Source organism: Paraburkholderia sp. NMBU_R16 (assembly GCF_013282575.1).
GTDB lineage: Bacteria > Pseudomonadota > Gammaproteobacteria > Burkholderiales > Burkholderiaceae > Trinickia.
Map to the genome: position 1 here is coordinate 51,277 of NZ_JAAAYE010000014.1, position 17,988 is coordinate 69,264.

Sequence of the window (17,988 nt, forward strand, 5' to 3'; positions counted from 1 at the left end):
CGAGGAGATCATCGATGTTGCCAATTGCCACAAAGAACGACTTGGGTGCGGTGAAGATTGGGGCAGGGCTGCAAACGGATGACGCCGGGACATTGAGTGTAATCGACGAGGGCAGCGCAGGCAGCGTGTTGTCGATGATCGTGACGTACGGCAGCCCCCGAGCCGATAACTCGATGGCCACCTGGCTTCCGGCCAACATCGTCAGCGTGTATGGCCCTCCGGGCATGCCCGTGCTCGTTACCGTGACCGACGGTGCCACGTTCGTCGACCCCGATCCCGGTTCGGCCGACATGAAATCGCTGCAGCTCTCGGCGCGGGGTACGGCGCAGGCTCAGGTTCAGCTCGCAGCCGGTTCCGGCGACCGTGCGGTATCGGTCGTCGCCGCACCCTATATTCAGCCCGCGGACGTAGTCGGCGCCGAGGTGCTTGCGGCGCTGGCCGTCGCGGGACCTGTGCAATGCCCGGCGTTCTTTTATCCGACGATGCACGACGCGTCATGGAAATTCTTCCAGACCTTCGGCTATACGCGAGGCGCACCGAGCGATGGCGTTACCCCGTGCGTGGTCAGTGTGTTCGTGGACACTTCCTTGCCTAATGCAAATGACATCCAGAAGCTGCAGATGAAAGTGACCAGCGGCGACGCGGTCTTCGATAAAGGAGCGCAAACCGCCACTCCCGCAATAACCCAAGCGGCGCAGGATGTCGGCCTTGCGACGGCGAATATTTATAGCGCGTCGCCGGGGGTTTCGACGATCGAGGTTTCCGTACCCAACGATGTTTTTCCTGACAAGGCGCTCGTCTATGTGTCATTCGTCGCACTGCCTGTCAACGAAGCAGTCATGCATGAATCGGAGGATGTGTGAACGACGACCGTGATTTGCAAATCAAGCTCGATATCCGAAACGATCCTCAACCTGCCGACGATACGAGCCTCATCTGGATCAGGGCGCAAGTCTATACGGTTGTCGGAAGCGAGACGTATATTCCGCCGCCGCAGGACGTGACGTTCGCAATCGAAGATGGGGGCAAGGGACAAAGCAATGCCGAGTTCGTGGGCACTGGCACGAAGCAAGCCCATGGAAAAAGCAATGAAACGACAGGCTGGACCTCGTGGCAGTACTTCAAGAGTGCGCAGGACGGGCCTGGTACCGTGAAGGCGTCTCTGACCGCGAATACGAACGTGTTCGATACAAAGCACTTTTCGTTCGTGCCGGCCATCGGAACTCTGCCGTCGGGCGGCATTTTGGAAGTGTTTGGGCAAGCCTATTATTGGACGAGCGAGTTCAGTTACTTGCCGACGATCATCGGCGCATATGCCCCGAGCCGTTATTCCGCCTCCGGGTTTTATTTCGAGCCGGCCGGAAAAGACGCGATCAAGATCCGGGACGCGCGCAACCGCTACGTGAACGTTGGCCCTGGGAACTCTTTCCTCGGCATGGAGGGGCCCGGAACCGTTTTTACAGTCGGGGTCGTAAAAGGTCAGAACGCCGTTATCACGCTCGAGGCGAACGGCCGTTACGTCTGTGCATACTGGGCCGGAAATGACGGTTGGGATGGCTTCAATCTCCTGGCGAACGGCACGAATCCCGACGATCAGGCAGCGCTTTTCCAGGTTCAGCTTCAACCTGTGCCGCCATATAAGCTGTGCATCACGAAGTGTCCCGCTTCGATGGAGGCGGGCGAAAGCGCCAATGTATCGGGCACGTTAATCGGGTTGAACGGGCCGGTGGCATCGGCCGTTTGCAATGTGAACTATCGAAACGCGCTGAGAGGTCCGTCGACGACGCAATGCACCGATGGTAACTTTTCATTTACGGTTACTGCGGATGCGATGCCTGCGGCATCGGAGGCCCTCGTGGCCGTCGCCTATGAGACGCCCGACTATACGGCGGCCGACGGGAGATGGATCAAAATTACGGGGCAAGGATGAACGACGATCGAACACAATTCCTGTCGGAAACCGCACCAAGGCCCGCGTCCGCACCGACATCGCGTACCTTCACGATCCGCCTGAACGGAACGCCGTACTACTGGTCCTACTCACAAGATCTGTTTGCGCCAGGCAAGATTGTTGCTGACGCAACGAGTCCGACCGACGCGCGAGCCAACTTCACACTGGAGATCGTACGGCAGGTAGCGCCACAAGTTCATGCAGTAAAGATACGCGACGACAAGGGATGTTACGTGAAGGTGGAGGGCAACGTTCTTTATGCGACTGGGCTCGACGCGACGATCTTTCGGATGACGACGGTCGATGACTCGACAGTCAGATTTCGGCAATCCAACGATGAATATGTGTACGGAATCGCAAATGGCGCTCAGGACGCCTATGATCTCTACGCAGACGGGCAAGGCGGCGACGGGGAGGTCATCGATTTCGAACTCGTCGACACGTCGATGCCGACTTCGATCACGCTGCAGTCAGTTCCGCTCCAACTGGGACTGCATGGTTACGCATCGAACTTCGGGTTGGGCAATGTCATCGCCGCCGACACCGTTGCCGATCCGACAGACAGCGTATTTCAAGTCATCGATGCCGGTGGCGGAAATGTTGCGTTGAAGGCAAGCAACGGTCAGTTCATAGGTGCGTTCGATGGATCGTACAGCGCACATATGCCCGTTTTTGTCTTCAATAAAGTGATGTGTGCGAACGTGGAATCGAGTGACGATCCGAATGCGTTGGTGCGTGTCGACGTCGTCAGCGGAGATCGCGGGTATGGAAGTGTCGTAAGGCTCTTTCACCAACAGTCGGGCATGTATTACAAAGTTGTTTTACAAGGAAGCGATTACTGCGTCCAGGCCATCACGACCGACCCTGATGATGTTTTCACGCAGTTCCATATCGGCAACCCGGATGCCGTACCGGCTACAAGCGAAGATTCGGACAACTAGGATGGCCGCGGGGCACCGTCATGGCGCCCCGCATGGCCTGCCGTGGTGCGAGGAGGTATCATCCCCTATTCGCCGACTCCCTCCCAGCCATTGCGACCATGAACGACCCTTTGAATCTGGATACGCTCGCCGTGCGCGCCGGCACGGTTCGCACCGAATACAACGAACACTCTGAAGCGCTTTTCCTGACGTCGAGCTTTTGCTTCAAGAGCGCGGCCGAAGCGGCCGAGCGCTTCAAGCATTCCGAGGACTACTACACGTACTCGCGGTTCACGAACCCGACCGTCACGATGTTCCAGGACCGTCTTGCCGCGCTCGAAGGCGGCGAGGCCTGCATTGCGACGGCCTCGGGAATGAGTGCGATTCTTTCGGTGGTGATGGCGGCGCTGCAAGCCGGCGACCACATCGTCAGCTCACGTGCGTTGTTCGGCTCGACGCTCGGTCTGTTCACGCAGATCTTCGGCCGTTTCGGCATCGCAACGACCTACGTGGATCCGAACGATCTCGATGCATGGCGCGCCGCCGTTCGTCCTGAAACGAAGCTGTTCTTCGTCGAAACACCTTCGAATCCGCTGACGGAGTTGTGCGATATCGAGGCCATCGGCCAGATTTCGAAGGCAGCCGGTGCACTGTTCGTCGTCGACAATTCCTTTTGCAGCCCAGCCGTTCAGCAGCCGTTGAAGCTGGGAGCCGATGTCGTCATGCACTCGGCCACGAAGCTCATCGACGGGCAAGGACGCGTGCTCGGCGGAGCGCTCGTCGGTACGCGCCAGTTCATCATGGAGAAGGTATTCCCGTTCGTGCGCACGGCGGGCCCGACGCTGTCGGCCTTCAACGCCTGGATTTTGCTCAAGGGCCTCGAGACGTTGTGCCTGCGGGCCGAGCGCCATTCGGCCAGTGCGCTGACGCTCGCGCGCTGGCTCGAGGCGCATCCGCGCGTCAAGCGCGTCTACTACCCGGGGCTCGAATCGCACCCTCAGTATGCGATCGCGCAACGACAGCAGCGCTCGGGTGGATCGGTGCTTGCGTTCGAAGTCATCGGCGACACACCCGAGGCTCAGCGTGCGAATGCGTGGCGCGTCATAGACGGTACGCGATTGTGTTCGATCACGGCCAACCTCGGCGATACGCGCACGACGATCACCCATCCGGCCACGACGACGCATAGCCGCATCACGCCCGAAGCGCGGGCGGCCGCAGGGATCACCGAAGCGCTGCTGCGCGTGGCCGTCGGACTCGAAGATGCGGGCGATATCTGCGCGGATCTCTCACACGGTCTCGATGAGTGAGCCGTTCCATAGGTAAACAGACCCTAGTGTCCGGGCGAGGCTCGCCATTGCCCGGGCGCGATGCCGAAGCGGCGCGTGAAGGCATGCGTGAACGCGCTTTGATCGCCAAAGCCGACGCCAAGCGCCACCTCGGCCAGCGAGTTGCGCGGATCGCGCAATAGTGCGAGCGACGTGTCGAGCCGCAATCGCTGCAAATAGCGATGCGGCGTCGTGCCGAAGGCCTCGTCGAAAAGCTGATGAAAACGACGCATGCCGAAGCCGCAATACGCCGCGAGATCGGCCACGCGCAGCGGCTCCGACAAACGTGCGCGCAGCCAACCGTCGATGCGTGCGAAATCGAGCCTCGCGGCCGGCGCGGCTTCCGTCAGGCCACCCAGCGCGGCGAGTGCCGAGGCGAGGCGTGTGGCGGCCTCCCATCCGAATCGACGCGCGGGCCAAGTTCGGTCGGCGCCTGCCGCGCCCGTTAGCCCCATCTGCGCACGCACTCGCACGATATCGGCAACGAGCGCCGTCATGGACTCGTCGAGCGTCAATACCAGCGCTCGCGCAAAGAGCCGCTCGGGAATGGCGAGCGAGGCAGGCGGTAGATCGACCACGAGTTGCCGGTTCTCGCCGATGCCGGCGTATTCGTGTAACGCGCCTGCTGGCACGAGCCAGGCGCGGCCGCGGTCGATGCGCTCGCCGATGCCATCGACCGTCATCTCCATCGCACCCTCCGAGCCGATGACGACCTGATGGAACGCATGCTCGTCACAGGCGCGGGATTGCTCGAAGCGCCGCAGCGAAACGCCCGGTGAGGAAAGGACAGGTGTGCTCATATCGGCCCGTGCGATGGCCAGATCGGGATCGATAGGAATCCCGACGAATGGACCGTCGATCAGACGTCCAGCAATTCCACTTCGAACACGAGCGTTGCATTGGGCGGAATGACTCCGCCGGCGCCGCGTGCACCGTAACCGAGCTGCGGCGGAATCGTCAGGCGTCTGACCCCGCCGACCTTCATGCCTTGCACGCCCTCGTCCCAGCCCTTGATGACCATTCCGCCGCCGAGTACGAATGCGAACGGGTCGTTGCGGTCCTTGCTCGAATCGAACTTCTGTCCGTCGGTCAGCCAGCCCGTGTAATGGACGCTGACGGTACGGCCGGCCGTGGCTTCGGCGCCGCTGCCTTCGGTCAGGTCTTCATATTGGAGGCCCGACGCGGTGGTCACGCTCGACATGAGATTGCTCCTTGAATCGCAATGGAAACCGCCATTGTAGGCGCTTGCCGTCAGGCAAGGTGCCTATAATGTGGTTTCCCAACATGCCCGGGTCCTTCGCGAGTCGCCGACGCAGATTTCGCGACCGTGCCGCGCAGGGGCGCGAAACGCGGGGCAACCGGACACTCATCCATCCAGAGGCCGATCGTGTCGACGTCTTTCAATGCCGTTGCCGCTGCCACATCCGATGAACGCTTCGCGCGCATGCGCGCGGAGACGGCGCTGTTCATGCGCGACCATGTACTGTCGATCGTGTCTCACGATCTGCGCAGCCCGCTGAACGCGATTCATAGCTGGGCTTATGTGCTCGAACGCAAGATCGATCCGAACGATCCGGCTGGGCTGCGCGCCCTCGCGGGAATCCGTTCCGGTGTCGAACAACAAGTCAAGCTGCTCGAACACGCTGTCGACGGTACGCGCGCCGAGACGAAAGCGTTGCCGATCGAGCGTGCCGCTTTCCAATTGCGCCCGGTGCTCGAGCGCTCCCTCGACGAGCTCAGGCGCTCGCTTGCCGAGGCGAGAGGCGTGTCGTTCAGTTTCGATTCGCCGCTCGACAGCGAGCAATGCGATGGTGACAAGGAGCGCCTGCTGCAAGCCATATGGGTGATGCTCGCGTTCGGCGTCGAAGGCAGTGCGCCCGGCGCGGCCGTGACGCTCCAAAGCAGTATCGACGGCGGCTTTTGGCGCACCGAAGTCAGTCATACGATCAACGCACCTGCGCTGACGGATGCGGAATTGCCGCACGCATTCGAACCGTTCGCGCGCAAACAGGTGTTGCTGCCGCGCGAGGCAGGCCGCGTTGCCTGGGTGCTCGCGCTGCCTCAGCGCGTGGCGATCGCGCATGGCGGCACGTTCGAGCAGAGCGGCGCCGGTAATGGCGAAATATCTCGGCTTTCGTTGCGCGTTCCGCTGATCGCGGTCTGACCGACCGCGGGGATGTACGTCAGATCGCCGTTATCTCCTGACGAAACGCGCAACGCGCAACGCGCAGACGCACGGCGCAGCGCATATTTCTTCGGGATGTCATCGCCCCGGCACGCCTTCCTCGACGAGCAATGCAACGGGCAATGCGCTCAGCACCTCGCGCACGAAGAGGCGGCCGTCGTCGCCCACCTTCGGCGCCGCGGGGCTCAACCAGTCGAATAGTGCACGGCCGGCGAGCGCGAGCGGCAACTCGATCGACGTATCCTCCCACCGCGACGGCTCGACGAGCGGCAGGTCGCGTTGCGGCGAAAGCAGCGCGGCGGCGAGCCGGGTCCCGACGACGATGGCATATGCATCACCGTGCCGGCGCGCGAATGCAACCACGTTGCGCGCGCCGCTACCGTGCACGCGCAACGGTAAATAGGCACCCGCGAGAAAAAGCGCCGGCGAGACGGCACGCAGCGCCAGCGCGCGATGAACGATACCGAGCTTGACGCGCGCATCGCGCCACGTGCCAAGTCGTTCGCTCGGTGGCGTATCCGCGAGTGCGGCACGGCGTGCCTCAAAGTCGACGGGCCGGCGATTGTCGGGATCGACGAGGCTGAAATCCCAAAGTTCGGTGCCCTGGTAAAGGTCGGGGACGCCCGGCGATGCAATGCGCACGATGGTTTGCAACAAACTGTTCACGGCTCCCGCAGGCGCGATACGCGCGACGAACACGGCAAGCTCGTTCAAGAAGCCATCGCGGCGCTGCGGAGCGAGGATATCGAAGAGAAATGCGCGCGAAGCTGCTTCGTAGGCGAGATCGGGCGCCTGCCAGCTCGTGCGCAGCTTCGCCTCGCGCAGGGCTTTCAGTTGCCACGTGGCCACCCGCTCGGCGAAGGCCTCGACGCCCCGCGCGTCGGACGGGTCGAGATCGAGCGGCCAACAGCCCACGAGCGTCTGATAGAGCATCGCCTCGGCGCATGCGCCGGGCGCCCAGTCGCGCGATGCGGCCGCTCCAGGCGCGGCCGCATCGGCGGCCAGTTCCCCTGTCGCGGTACGTCGATGCGGCGCGTTGAGCGCCGACCACGCACGCTGCACGGCGCACCACTCGGTCGCGATTTCGCTGAGCACGGCGAGCCGCGCGCGTACATCCTCGCCGCGCTTGTGGTCATGTGTGGCAGTGGTGACGAGACCGTGCGGGAAGCGCTGCGCACGCTCGAGGTTCGCCGCATGGAATTGCTCGACCGTCAACGCGAATACGCCGGGGTCGGCGCCGACCTCGTTGCGCGACAATAGCCGTCCATAGCGGTAAAACGCCGTGTCTTCGACGGCCTTGGCGGCCAGCGGCGCGCTCAGTTGCGTGAAATAGGCGCAGGCTGTGCGGCGTTCGCGGCCCGCCGCGCCGGCGCCCGCGTTCGAAGCTTCCGCCTGCTCGTCGCGTGCATCGTGTCGGCCGAGCCATCGATCGATCTGATCGAGTACGGCCGAGTAGCTTGCCGGCAGCGATGCGCGCGCGCCGTCCAGCGCGGCTTGAAAATACGGTTCGTCGTCCTCCGTCCGGACGCCGTTATTCGGATAGATCCGGTAGACCGGAAAATGCACGGCCAGCTCGGTCAACGCGCGCCGGATCGCGGTGAACGTGAAATCGCGCGTGGTGGGGTGCTCGCGTGCCAACCGGTGCAGGGCACGGCTTGCGCGATCGAGCTCGGCCGAGAGGTTCTCGGCAAGAATCTTTCGACGGGCTGCACGCGCTGTCTCGACGAACGAGGTTTCGCTGCCGGCGAGGTCGTTCCACGCGGCAGTGAGCGGCGCTTCGCCGTTGGGGTCGTGCAGCAGTGCACCGATCTGATCCATGAAGTCGTAGCCGGTCGTGCCGTCGGCGTCCCAGTCGACAGGCAGCGTTTCGCCTGCCGCCAGGATTTTCTCGACGATCAGATATGCGCGCGCATCGCCGAGCTGGGGTGGGCGTTGCCCCTGTCGTTGAGCGAAGCGCTCGCGCAAGCGGTGGCAATAGTCGCGTGGATCGACGAGGCCATCGATGTGATCGATGCGTACACCGTCGATGATGCCCTCGGTATAAAGCCGCAGGATGAGCGCGTGCGCTGCCTCGAAGACTTCCGCGCGTTCGGTACGAACGGCGGCGAGCGAGCCGATATCGAAAAAGCGCCGCCAATTGATTTCGTCGGCGGCCGTGCGCCACCAGGCGAGGCGATAGAACTGGCGATCGAGCAGCCGATGCAGGCGCTCGCGCGAGGCCCCCGCATGCGGGCCATAGGCGGCGAGCGCGTTCTCGATTGCCTGCGTGCCGTGCGTGGCGACATAGCCTCGCAAGGCATCGAGCGCGCTCGATGCGCGGGTGCGGTCCTCCGGCTGCGGCGTGAGGTTGTCGAAGCGTTCGGCGATCGTAGCCAGCGCCGGGTCGAGCTCGGTTTCCGCGGTTGCCCCGCCCCGCAGGATCGCCGCGTAGTCGACGGGGCAAATTGGAAAGACATGCTCCGCATAGCGTGCGGCGAAGCGCGCGTGCTGGGCATCGAACACGAGCGTAATGCGGCCAGCGGCGAGCTCCGCGCCATATTGCGCGCCGAGGCACGGAGCGAGGACCTTGCCGCGCAGGGCCGGATCCGGCGAGTGCCAGTCGATGTCGAAGTGCCGTGCGTAGGTGCTGTGGCGACCCCACTGGAGCACATCGAGCCACCATCCGTTGCCCGCCTGCCAGATGCCCATGTGATTGGGCACGATATCGGCGACGATGCCCATTTGCCGTGCGCGCAGCACATCGGCTAGGCGCTTTAGCGCGGCTTCGCCGCCGAGCTCCGGATTGACGATGCCGTAGTCCACTACGTCGTAGCCATGCATCGAGCCGCGCGCGGCCATCGTCAGCGGAGACAGGTAAAGGTGGCTGACACCGAGTGCCGCGAAGTAGTCGGCGTTGGCGGCCGCATCGTCGAACGTGAATTCGCGGTGCAGCTGCAACCGAAGCGTGGAGCGCGGCAGCGTCATGATCGGCGGGACGCCCTGTCCGGCGCTTGCGCGGGCGGCGCCGTGCCGGCGTTGCCGGTGTTGCGCGGGCGCGCATGGGCGATCGCGCGTAGCCTGTCGTTGAAATCGTCGTCGGCGAAGAGCGCATCGATCGATACCGCGAGACGGCGCCGCCAGTTCGGATGTTCATCCACGGAACCGGGCAGATTGGGTTGCTCGGCGAGACCCATGAGGTCTTCGAGCGGATAGACGACGAGCGGTGCCGGCGTGGCGCACACGTAGGCCAGCGCTTCGTCGATGGGCGGCTGCTCCGGCGGGGGTGCGTCGACGGCGCGCGGGGCAATGCCCGCTTGCTGGAGCGCGCGCCAGAGGGCATCGCGATCGGCAGCGCGTTCCGCCTTTGCAAGCGCGACAGGGTCTCGGCGATCCGGTCGCGCCGCCGTTTGTCCGATACGGTGGCGCCAGTCGATATCGTGACCTTGCCACCACCCCGCGATCGTGGGTAGATCGTGCGTGGTCGTGGTGGCGAGCGCCCGGTCATCCCATTGCCCGGGCGCGGCAAAGCCGCTGCCGTCGGCAGTTCGCTCGAACCAGAGCACGCGCATGCCCAGCATGCCGTGATGCGCGAGACGATCGCGGAAGCCGGCCGGCACGGTGCCGAGGTCCTCGCCGATCACGACGGCATGATGCCGCCACGATTCGAGCGCGATGAGCCGCAGCAGGTCGTCGAAGGGATAGGCCAGGTACGCGCCGTCGGCTGCCCGCGCGCCCTCCGGCACGAGCCATAGCCGTTTGAGTCCGAGCACGTGGTCGATGCGCAGGCCGCCCGAATGCGCGAAGGCGGCGCGCAGCATGTCGATGAATGCGGCGTAGCCTTGTTTGCTCATGGCGCGCGGTGAAAACGTGGTCAGCCCCCACGCTTGGCCTGCCTGATTGAATAGATCGGGAGGCGCACCGACGGAAACGCCTTGCAGCATCTCGTCCCGATACGACCACGCATGGCTGCCGGCGCCATCGCAGCCGACGGCGAGGTCGGCGATCAGGCCGATCGCCATCCCGGCATCGCGCGCGGCATGTTGCGCGTGGTCGAGTCCTTTGGCGGCCAGCCACTGCAGGAACAGGTGAAAGTCGATTTCTTGCCGCTGCTCGCGTGCGAAGGCTTCGGTTTGCGAACTGCGCGGATGCCTCAAATCGACTGGCCAATCGCGCCAGTGATCGTGGCCGTGGCGGTTGCGCTCCAACGCATCGATCGCTTCGAAACGCGCGTGGTCCTCCAGCGGCTGTCCGCCGCGCGCGCAAAACGCCTCGAAGTCGGCTGCATTCGGTGAGCTGCCGGCCCGATCGCGCAGACAGAACCGCTCGAACAGCGCCCGCAGCACGATGAGCCGCAGCCCCACGGCATTCGGCCAATCGACGAGCGGCTCGGCCTCCAGGGCCGCCCACGCCTGCGTCGCTCCGACGGTCTGCAGCGCGCTCTGGGCAGCATCGCGCCCGAGCACGGCCGCGGGATCGATATGCGCGACGTTCAGAAAGAGGCGTGACGACGGGGAGTACGGACTGAACTTGGCCGGTGCCGCGCTGAACATCGCATGCGTCGGGCTGATGGCCAATGCGTGCGCGCCGCGGCGCGCACTCTCGATCGCAAACGCGGCAAGCGCGGAGTAGTCGCCGATGCCGCCGTCCCCGTCGCGGCGCAGACCGTACAACTGCGCCGCGATACCCCACAGCGCGGGGCGCGCGGCCTCGATGCCGGCTGCGCGGCACGCGTCGGTCACGGTATGGCAACGGCTGGGCGCGACGGCCAGCTGCACGCAACGATCATCGACGCAAAGCGTGTGATAGCCGGGCTGCGAGACTGGGACGAGCAGTGCCGTTTCGCCGCTCGGGGTGCCGAGACGCCCTTCGATCGATTCGCCGCCTTCGAGCTCGATCCGATATCGGCTGGTCGGCTTTACGCCGTGTGCGGGCAACGCGATGGCGTGGCCGCATTCGGCGGTGACGAGCTGCGGCAACGTGTGCGCGGTTTGCTCCGCATCCAGCGTGGCAAGGCTCGCTTGCGCTTCGCGGCGCGTGCGGCAGGGCAGCCCTAGAGCATCGAGGAGCGTGGCGAGCGTGTCGTGCGGCACGCGATGCTCGTGGCCGTGGGCGTCCTTCCATCGCACTTTGAAGCCGGCGCGGGTGGCGAGGCGCTCGATCGCGTCGTGTTCCGATCGGTTGGGCGGGGCCTTTGCCATGATCGCGCTCACGTGTCGCGCCGCTGCGTGTCGACGGCGCGCGCATCGTGCCGCAACGCATAGCTGTTGACGTCGCCGGTCAGCCAGGCGATGCAGGCGTACGGCGGCAGTTCCCCGGCGTCCACGGCATCGCGCGTGCGCGGCGGAGTTTCGAAAACGACCATCCCGTCGGGCCGTTCGGGAAACGGCAGCGGATCGGGCGTGAGATTGAGGGCGATCGACAAGATCTCGCCGTCGGCGAGCCGCCAGCGCGCGACGAGCGCATTGGCGTCGAGTCCGCTTGGCATTTTCAATACCGATGCGCCGAGCGCACGCGAATGCGCAATGCGCGGCGCGATCAGTTTGGCGCGCACCGCCAGCGCGGAGCGATAGAAGTGCAACCAGGCGTCGTGTTCGCCCACGGCGCTCGTGCGCGGTGCCGTTTGGGCCTCGCAGACATCGTCCGGTGCCGGCGGCGAAGACAGGGCGAACGTCTGCGCGGCATTCGGATCGGGAATGCGGGCGCGCCGTTCCGGATCGCTGAATGCGGCGAACTTCGCGAACTCCTGCCGCCGCCCTTCGCGTACCGCGTCGGCGAGTTCACCCGCGTAATCGGTGAAATAGAAGAACGGTTGCGTGGAGCCCGATTCTTCCTCCATGAAAATCAGCGGAATTTGCGGCGCGAGCAGCATGAGCGCGCTTGCCGCGAGCAGCGCCTGCGGCGCGCACAACGTGCGCAGACGCTCGCCGAAGGCGCGATTGCCGACCTGATCGTGATTCTGCAAGAACATCACGAACGAGGTGGGCGACAGATGCGCGCTCGGTTCGCCACGCGGCGCGCCATCGTGGATGGGCGAGGGCTCGCCCTGGTAGGCGAAACCTTCGGCCAGCACGCGCGCGAGCTTCTCGATCGGCTTGTCGGCGTAGGCGCGGTAGTAGCCCTCGTGCTCGCCGGTCAACAGTACGTGCAGCGCGTTGTGAGCATCGTCGTTCCATTGGGCATCGAACGGACGGTCCAGCAGGCTTGCCGTGTTGTGCTCGTTCTCGAGCACGAGATGGACGTGGCGACCGGGCTCGATCGAGCGGCGCACGCGTTCGCCCAACTCGCGCAGCCACTCGTCGTTGTCGATGGCATGCACGGCATCGAAGCGCAGGCCGTCGAACCGATATTCGTGCAGCCAGTAGAGCGCGTTCTGACAAAAGAACTCGCTCACTTCCATGCGAGCGAAGTCGATCGCGGCGCCCCAGGGCGTTTTGACGTCGCTGCGAAAGAACGGCGGCGCATAGTGGGGCAGATAGTTGCCTTCGGGACCGAAGTGGTTGTAGACGACATCGAGGAAGACGGCGAGGCCGTGACCATGCGCTGCATCGATCAGCGCCTTGAGGTCTTCCGGGCGTCCGTAGGACGAATCGGGCGCGAACGGCAGCACGCCGTCGTATCCCCAGTTGCGGTGGCCGGGAAAATCGTTGAGCGGCATCAGTTCGATGGCCGTGATCCCGAGTTCGGCCAGCCGCGGCAGGCGCTTGGCGATACTCGCGTAGCCGCCCAGCGCGCCGACGTGCATCTCGTAGATGACCGTTTCCGCCCAGGGCCGGCCTTGCCATTCGGCGTGTTGCCATGCGTAGGCGCGCGGCGCGATGACCTCGCTCGGACCGTGCACGTCTTCCGGTTGAAAGCGCGAGGCCGGGTCCGGTACAGCGAGGCGGCCGACGCCGTGGTCATTGTCGATCAGATAGCGATATCGCGCGCCCGCCCCGCACGCCGCCTGCGCCTCGAACCATCCGTTGCCGGTCGCATGCATGTCGACGAGATCCGTCGACGCGTTGTATTCGATTTCAACCCGCACTGCCTTGCATGCCGGTGCCCAAAAGCGAAAACGGGTACGCGGCTGCGCGCCCGGTGCGGTATCCAGCAGGTGCGCGCCGAAGGGCAGACAGTGCGCGTGTCGGACGGCGCGGTCGAACGGATGTTCGTGCATGAGACTGATCCTTTCTTCAGCGATGAGTGTCGACCGCTGCGGTGCTATCGTGCGCGGCCGATGGACCGGCTTGCGGTGGCTGCGCGCAAAGAACGGCAAACCCGTGTTCGCCGAGAACGAGCGTTTCGCCTTCGAGGCGATGCGAGGGAACCTCCGGCTCCGTACTATCGATCAGCACGTTCCATTCCAGAGCGGGCGCGGGCGGCGTAAACGCGAGCGGCATCGGGCCCCCGTTGAGCATCAGCAACAGCACTTCGATCTCACCCGTCGTGCCCGCTCCTGCACGGCGCAGCGTGAGCGCCCGACCCTCGGGGTCCTGCCACGCTTCGTCCGTCAGTGGTTGGCCGCGCTCGTCGAACCAGCCGACGTCCTTGATGTCGGGCAACACATCGTCTGCGCCGTGTAGAAACCGCTTTGAGCGCAGCAGCGGGTGGCGCTTGCGCAGCGCGACGAGCCGCGCGACGAACGCTACGAGCGCCTGGCCATCGCCGGTTTCGGCGGCGTGCCAGTCGAGCCAGGAAATTTCGTTGTCCTGACAATACGCATTGTTGTTGCCGCCTTGCGTGCGCCCGAATTCGTCGCCGGCCGAAAGCATCGGCGTGCCGAGCGAGGTGAAGAGCGTCGCCAGCATGGAACGCGTGACGCGAGCGCGCGTGGCAACGATCGCGGCATCGTCGGTCGGGCCTTCGGCACCCCAGTTCGCGCTGCAGTTTTCGTTGTGCCCGTCGGCGTTGTTTTCGCCATTGGCTTCGTTGTGCTTTTGCTCGTATGAGACGAGGTCGGCCAGCGTGAAACCGTCGTGCGACGCGAGATAGTTGACCGACGCCCATGGCCGCCTGAAGCGATGATCGAACAGCTCGGCCGAACCTGCGATGCGCGCGGCAAGCTCGGCGCGCATATTCGAATCGCCGCGCCAGAAGCGCCGTACGCAGTCGCGGAACTTATCGTTCCATTCGGCAAAGCCCGGTGGATGCCGGCCGACCTGGTAGCCGCCCGGTCCCACATCCCAAGGCTCGGAAATCAGCTTGCGTTGCGAGAGTATCGGGTCCTGGCGAATCACGTCGAAAAATCCGGAGCCGGGATCGAAACCTGTGCCTTCGCGGCCGAGCGTCACACCGAGGTCGAAACGAAAGCCATCGACGTGATAGGCATTCACCCAGTACCGCAGCGAATCCATGACCATCTGCAGCACGCGCGGATGCGAGAGGTTCAGCGTATTGCCGCAGCCCGTATCGTTGATGTAATGACGCTCGTCGCCGGGGATCAGACGGTAGTAGCTCGCATTGTCGAGACCGCGCCAGCAGACGGTCGGCCCAAGCTCGTTGCCTTCGCACGTGTGGTTGTAGACCACGTCGAGTATCACTTCGATGCCCGCGGCATGAAATTGCCGCACGGCGATGCGGATTTCACTGAGCCGGCGCGTGGAGAGATAGGCGGGGTGCGGCGCGAAAAAGGCCGCCGTGTTGTATCCCCAGTAGTTCCTCAAGCGGCGCTCGAGCAGGAAGCGCTCATCGAGAAACGCATGGATCGGCATGAACTCGATCGTGGTGATGCCGAGTTTATGCAGATGGTCGATCAAGCGCGGCGAGGCAAGCGCGGCGAAGCTGCCGCGTTCGTGGGGACGAATGCCGTCGTCGGTCATCGACAGGCCTTTGACGTGTGCCTCATAGACGATCGTGTCGGCCCACGGAACTTCGGGGCGCACATCGTGCGACCAATCGAATGCTTCGTCGATGACGACGCACTTGGGCATGGCCGGCGCCGAATCGCGCCGGTCGATCGACAGATCGTGGCGGTTCGAATGGACGCGATAGGCGAAAAGCGCATCGGACCACCGAAAGGCGCCAGCGAGTTTCTTCGCGTAGGGATCGAGCAACAGCTTCGACGGGTTGAAGCGATGACCGTCATAGGGATGATAGGGGCCATGCGCGCGAAACCCGTACACCGTGCCTGGATGGGCGCCGGGAAGATAGCCGTGCCAGACCTCATCCGTACATTCGGGCAATGGGTAGCGCGCGAGTTCCTTATGGCCTGTCGGATCGAAGAGACAAAGATCGATTTGCTGCGCGTTGGCCGAAAACACGGCGAAGTTGACGCCGAGGCCGTCCCACGAAGCCCCAAGCGGATACGATGCACCGGCCTCGAGTCTCTCGGGTAATGCGTTCGCCATGCCCCGTCATCCTTTTCGATTCGTATGGTTCGTATCTAGGGTTGCCGCTCATGTCAGTTTGCGCGCAGCACGATCGTCGCGAGCGGAGGCAGCGTCAGCAACAGCGACTGAGGCTTGCCGTGACTCGCGACGTTTTCGGTCACGGCGACTCCGCCGTTACCGACATTCGATCCTCCGTAGATGTCAGCATCCGTATTGACGATCTCGTGCCACGGGCCCGCCCGCTGCATGCCGATGCGGTAGCCGTGACGGGGGACCGGCGTGAAGTTGCAGACTACGGCGACCTCTCTGCCGGCGCCATCGCAGCGCCGGTACGCGAACACGCTGTTCGCACTGTCGTCGCCGACGAGCCATTCGAAGCCGCCCGGCTCCGAATCGAGCGCATGCAGTGCCGGCTCCGCGGCATACAGACGGTTGAGGTCGCGTACGAGCAATTGCACGCCGCGGTGCATCGGATCGTCGATCAGATGCCAGCGCGGCGAGCCGTCGTGATCGAACTCGGTGTCCTGCGCAAACTCCCCGCCCATGAAGAGCAGCTTCTTGCCGGGATGGGTCCACATGAAGCCGAAATAGGCACGCAGATTGGCGAAGCGCTGCCACCGGTCGCCCGGCATTTTGCCGAGCAGCGAACCCTTGCCGTGTACGACCTCGTCATGCGAAAGCGGCAGTACGAAACGCTCGGAATACGCGTAGACCATACCGAACGTCATGTTGTGATGATGGTAGCGTCGATAGACCGGGTCTTCCTGCATGTAGTGCAGCGTGTCGTGCATCCAACCCATGTTCCATTTGAAGTTGAAGCCGAGTCCGCCGTCTTCGACCCGGGCCGTGACGCCGGGCCATGCCGTCGATTCCTCGGCGATGGTGATCGCACCGGGTACCCCCGGTGCGTAGCCCACTTCGTGATTGACGCGTTTGAGGAACGCGATGGCTTCGAGATTTTCGCGGCCGCCGTAGATATTGGGCACCCATTGGCCTTCGGCGCGCGAATAATCGCGATAGAGCATCGAAGCCACGGCGTCCACGCGCAATCCGTCGACGTGATAGCGCAGCAGCCAGGCGAGGGCGGAAGCGATGAGGAACGCGCTGACCTCGTTGCGACCGAGGTTGTAGATCATCGTGTTCCAGTCCTGATGGTAGCCCTCGCGCGGATCGGCATGCTCGTAGAGCGGGGTGCCGTCGAATGCTGCCAGACCGTGCGCATCGTTCGGGAAATGCGCACTGACCCAGTCGAGAATGACGCCGAGGCCCGCTTCGTGCGCGCGATTGACGAATTCGGCGAAACCTTCGGGCGGGCCGAAGCGGGCCGAGGGGGCGAACGGCGAAAGCGGCTGGTAGCCCCAGGAGCCGCCGAACGGATGCTCCGCGATCGGCAGGAATTCGACATGCGTGAAGCCCATGTCGAGCGCGTAGGGGATCAGCCGCTCGGCGAGCTCCGACCAGTTCAGCCCGCGATGCCCTGCTTCATCGATGCGCAGCCACGATTCGGGATGCACCTCGTAGATCGACATCGGCGCGTCGGGTGTTTGCAACGATCCACGGTTCGCAATCCATGCGCCGTCGGTCCAGCGAAAGTGCTCGATACGCTCGACATCGGCCACGACCGATGCGGTTGCCGGTGTGCGCTCCGTTTGCATGGCGCAAGGATCGGCTTTCAGCGGCAGCGTATGGCCGTCTCTCGCAATGATTTCGTACTTGTAAGTCGCGCCTGCCGAGAGGCGCGGGACGAAGAGCTCCCATACCCCGGCGACGTGCCTGAGCCGCATGGGGTGACGGCGGCCGTCCCATGCATTGAATTCGCCGACGACCGAGACACGCCGCGCATTGGGTGCCCATACGGCAAAACGCACCCCGGGTATGCCGTCTTGCGTGCACGGCCGCGCGCCGAGGCACTGTATGACTGCGTAGGGGTCCGATCGCGCGAGCCGTTGCAGTGCGTCTTCGTCGAGCACGGGCCCGAACGAGTAGGTGTCCTCGATCTCCTGCTCGACGCCATGCCAGTCGATGCGCAGTCTGTAGGGTACGGCGCGCTCGACGAAGCCCGCGAAGAGGCCGCCCGCGGCGATCTCGGAGAGTTGGCCGAGGAGAGCGCCGCTCGCGCGTTCGACGACGGCCACGTGCGCCGCACCCGGCAGCAGGGTGCGCACGACATGACCCGCGCTCGTCGAATGCATGCCGAGTCGTGAGAACGGATCGGGATGGCGGGCATCCACGAGCGCCTCGATGTCGACGGGATCGAGCCCGATCGACGGATTGCGGTGAGTACCGGAGGGGCGGGGAAAGGCGGAGTCGTTCATGA

General features: G+C 64.2%; 12 protein-coding genes. 5 read left to right on the plus strand and 7 right to left on the minus strand.

Going from position 1 to position 17,988, the window contains the following annotated elements; translation table 11 throughout:
* The first annotated feature begins 14 nt into the window (after positions 1–14).
* The 4 genes from GWC77_RS09455 (at position 15) to GWC77_RS09470 (ending at position 4,181) form a co-directional block, all read left to right on the plus strand.
* Positions 15–863, plus strand: coding sequence for a hypothetical protein (locus GWC77_RS09455; RefSeq protein WP_173256652.1), 849 nt, complete (start codon positions 15–17; stop codon positions 861–863).
* A complete protein-coding gene (locus tag GWC77_RS09460) occupies positions 860–1,930 on the plus strand; it encodes a hypothetical protein (RefSeq protein WP_173256653.1) in 1,071 nt (356 codons plus the stop codon). Before GWC77_RS09455 ends, GWC77_RS09460 begins: the two co-directional genes overlap by 4 nt.
* Positions 1,927–2,892, plus strand: a complete 966-nt coding sequence (locus GWC77_RS09465) for a hypothetical protein (protein ID WP_173256654.1) — start codon at positions 1,927–1,929, stop codon at positions 2,890–2,892. Before GWC77_RS09460 ends, GWC77_RS09465 begins: the two co-directional genes overlap by 4 nt.
* Positions 2,893–2,990: 98 nt before the next feature.
* Positions 2,991–4,181 (plus strand): O-succinylhomoserine sulfhydrylase, encoded by a 1,191-nt coding sequence (locus GWC77_RS09470; RefSeq protein WP_173256655.1) that lies wholly within the window; start codon positions 2,991–2,993, stop codon positions 4,179–4,181.
* Between the two features lie 23 nt (positions 4,182–4,204).
* Here the strand turns inward: GWC77_RS09470 and GWC77_RS09475 are convergent, their stop codons facing one another.
* The gene (locus tag GWC77_RS09475) at positions 4,205–4,999 is read right to left on the minus strand and encodes an AraC family transcriptional regulator (RefSeq protein ID WP_173256656.1); all 795 of its coding nucleotides are present in this window, start codon (positions 4,997–4,999) and stop codon (positions 4,205–4,207) included.
* Between the two features lie 59 nt (positions 5,000–5,058).
* Positions 5,059–5,400 (minus strand): FKBP-type peptidyl-prolyl cis-trans isomerase, encoded by a 342-nt coding sequence (locus GWC77_RS09480; protein WP_173256657.1) that lies wholly within the window; start codon positions 5,398–5,400, stop codon positions 5,059–5,061.
* A 186-nt stretch (positions 5,401–5,586) separates the two neighbouring features.
* Here GWC77_RS09480 and GWC77_RS09485 point away from each other — a divergent pair, with 186 nt between their 5' ends.
* Positions 5,587–6,363, plus strand: coding sequence for a sensor histidine kinase (locus GWC77_RS09485; protein WP_367949028.1), 777 nt, complete (start codon positions 5,587–5,589; stop codon positions 6,361–6,363).
* Positions 6,364–6,462: 99 nt separating this feature from the next.
* Here GWC77_RS09485 and treY read toward each other — a convergent pair whose 3' ends face one another.
* Genes treY through glgB form a run of 5 tightly spaced genes read right to left on the minus strand, consistent with a single transcriptional unit; the run spans position 6,463 to position 17,986 of the window.
* Positions 6,463–9,348, minus strand: a complete 2,886-nt coding sequence (gene treY, locus GWC77_RS09490) for a malto-oligosyltrehalose synthase (RefSeq protein WP_173256658.1) — start codon at positions 9,346–9,348, stop codon at positions 6,463–6,465.
* Entirely contained in the window at positions 9,345–11,561 is a 2,217-nt protein-coding gene (malQ, locus tag GWC77_RS09495; protein WP_173256659.1) for a 4-alpha-glucanotransferase, read from the minus strand. The genes treY and malQ overlap by 4 nt, the downstream gene beginning before the upstream one ends.
* An 8-nt stretch (positions 11,562–11,569) precedes the next feature.
* Positions 11,570–13,519 (minus strand): malto-oligosyltrehalose trehalohydrolase, encoded by a 1,950-nt coding sequence (treZ, locus tag GWC77_RS09500; RefSeq protein ID WP_173256660.1) that lies wholly within the window; start codon positions 13,517–13,519, stop codon positions 11,570–11,572.
* Between the two features lie 16 nt (positions 13,520–13,535).
* Positions 13,536–15,689 (minus strand): glycogen debranching protein GlgX, encoded by a 2,154-nt coding sequence (gene glgX / locus GWC77_RS09505; RefSeq protein ID WP_173256661.1) that lies wholly within the window; start codon positions 15,687–15,689, stop codon positions 13,536–13,538.
* A 53-nt stretch (positions 15,690–15,742) separates the two neighbouring features.
* Entirely contained in the window at positions 15,743–17,986 is a 2,244-nt protein-coding gene (gene glgB, locus GWC77_RS09510) for a 1,4-alpha-glucan branching protein GlgB (RefSeq protein ID WP_173256662.1), read from the minus strand.
* Positions 17,987–17,988: the final 2 nt, after the last annotated feature.

Excerpts from the sequence above, each read along its gene's own strand:
- treZ (WP_173256660.1), bottom strand. The coding sequence starts at position 13,519 with ATGCACGAACATCCGTTCGACCGCGCCGTCCGACACGCGCACTGTCTG.
- GWC77_RS09455 (WP_173256652.1), top strand. The coding sequence starts at position 15 with ATGTTGCCAATTGCCACAAAGAACGACTTGGGTGCGGTGAAGATTGGG.
- GWC77_RS09470 (WP_173256655.1), top strand. The coding sequence starts at position 2,991 with ATGAACGACCCTTTGAATCTGGATACGCTCGCCGTGCGCGCCGGCACG.
- malQ (WP_173256659.1), bottom strand. The coding sequence starts at position 11,561 with ATGGCAAAGGCCCCGCCCAACCGATCGGAACACGACGCGATCGAGCGC.
- glgB (WP_173256662.1), bottom strand. The coding sequence starts at position 17,986 with ATGAACGACTCCGCCTTTCCCCGCCCCTCCGGTACTCACCGCAATCCG.
- treY (WP_173256658.1), bottom strand. The coding sequence starts at position 9,348 with ATGACGCTGCCGCGCTCCACGCTTCGGTTGCAGCTGCACCGCGAATTC.
- glgX (WP_173256661.1), bottom strand. The coding sequence starts at position 15,689 with ATGGCGAACGCATTACCCGAGAGACTCGAGGCCGGTGCATCGTATCCG.
- GWC77_RS09475 (WP_173256656.1), bottom strand. The coding sequence starts at position 4,999 with ATGAGCACACCTGTCCTTTCCTCACCGGGCGTTTCGCTGCGGCGCTTC.
- GWC77_RS09465 (WP_173256654.1), top strand. The coding sequence starts at position 1,927 with ATGAACGACGATCGAACACAATTCCTGTCGGAAACCGCACCAAGGCCC.
- GWC77_RS09480 (WP_173256657.1), bottom strand. The coding sequence starts at position 5,400 with ATGTCGAGCGTGACCACCGCGTCGGGCCTCCAATATGAAGACCTGACC.